The sequence below is a fragment of the Liquorilactobacillus uvarum DSM 19971 genome (assembly GCF_001434935.1).
In the GTDB taxonomy this organism is placed as follows: domain Bacteria; phylum Bacillota; class Bacilli; order Lactobacillales; family Lactobacillaceae; genus Liquorilactobacillus; species Liquorilactobacillus uvarum.
Window position 1 is genome coordinate 1 of sequence record NZ_AZEG01000086.1, and the last position, 1794, is coordinate 1794.

General features: G+C 41.5%; 1 protein-coding gene. It reads right to left on the reverse strand.

The window, feature by feature from the left end; all coding sequences use genetic code 11:
* A partial coding sequence (locus FD20_RS12460) for an IS1182 family transposase (RefSeq protein ID WP_056992656.1) occupies window positions 1-1646 on the reverse strand: 1646 nt, incomplete at its 3' end.
* Window positions 1647-1794: the final 148 nt, after the last annotated feature.

The following is a 1794-nucleotide window of genomic DNA, read 5'->3' on the forward strand; positions in this document are numbered from 1 at the left end:
GAGGCTGTGACATAACTAGCCTCTGTATAAGCAAATAGGACGAGAAACCGAATTTTGGTTTCTCGTCCTATTTGCTTAAGTCTTTGATTTTTTAAGCTGGCCCCTAACGTGACCAGTTTCATGATATTTAATGCCATGACGACGATGCCGGCTTCCTTGGTGACCTTCTCAAAGCCACGCACCGAGAAGCGATTAAAACGCAAAGAAGCCTTCATCTTACCAAAAATCGGTTCAACGTCGATCTTGCGCTGAGCATAGATTTGACCGGTCTTTGGAGCTGAAAGCAACTCCCGTTGTTTAGCTTTAAAGTATTCCCAATTTTCATTCACGGAGATCTTTTTTAGATTTCCTTTTGGTGTTAATGCAGCGGGAATCAGTTGGTGGTTCTCATTAAATTTTTCGGCAACGTATTCTTTGAAATCACGAGTAAATCCATATTTGTCGGTTCTCTGGCGATACGCCTTAAAGTTAAATCGCACTCCTTGCGGATTGACAAAATAATCATCCTTGGCGTAATAATCCCAGTTCATGACTTTACGGTCGTCACTGCGCCATTTTCGACTATTCTCTTTAAGCATCGTCCCATACGGGATCAAGGCGGTATGCTGATCAAGTTCGTCTTCGAAGTACCGATAATTACTTTCGGAACCGTATCCGGCATCGGCAACGATGGTGGTACCTAACGTATCGTTGGCCTTTAAATGTTTAATAAATGTCTGTAACGTTCGGGTGTCAGTTGGGTTCTGAAACAACTGATATCCCGTGATAAATTGATTGCTTGTGGCGATTTGAAAGTTGTAGGCGGGCTTCAATTGACCGTTTTGCATCGGATCTTCTTTGACCCGCATAAAGGTGGCATCGTGGTCCGTTTTAGAGTAACTATTGCGTTGACCATAGATTACTTGTTGGGCTTGATGTTCACACATTTTGTCACGCCGCTCGTCAAGTTTTCGTTTTTGAGATTTAATGGTACGACGTTGCTGTTTGGCTGGGTTCGGTGAGACCTGCTTCGTGGCTTCAACGGTTTCGTTCAATACCACTAAGTGGTCCTCAACTTTGCTGATCATCGTGTCTATCAATTCAGGAGTTAAATTCGAACCGGCCGGGACTTCATCGACAATTTTAGCTTCATGTAGTTCGCCTAAAAGTTTCACTAATTTTTTTCGATTCATTTGATCAAAGCGAATCGTATTCTTCTTCCAAACAAAACTATATTTGTTCGCATCAGCTAAAATCTTTGTCCCATCAATAAAAGATACATCGTCAACCATGCCATTTTGACGGAGATATTGGGTCAGTTGTGATAAACTATCAGCCGTTAAAGTAGTCAGTTCTTCAGAAATCCTAAACCGACAAATTGTTCGGTAAGACGGTACTTGATCGGAGATCAACCAACTAGCTGGCTTGTTTTCACGGGCAAAGCGTTCAATTTTTCGACTACTGAAAATACCGTAGCTGTACGCCAAAAGAACCAGTTTTAACATGGCACCGAGGTTGTATTCCCGTGGGCGACCAAACTGGTAATCATATTTTATTTTTAAGCTTTCAACCAACTGATTGATGTAACGAGCTGGATGGTTTTCTTCTGGTAGGTAATCTAAAGCGATACTCAAGGTAGTTTGATTTATGTTATAATAATCTTGCATATTAGGAATGTCCTTTCGGGGATAATTTCGCAGAGTATCGGCTGCAACCGATACTCTTTTTTATTTTCTATTATAACAAAGGCCGGTCTGGAAAAACCAAAGATTTTTCCAAACCGGCCTTTATTATGGAGACTTATGTCACAGCCTC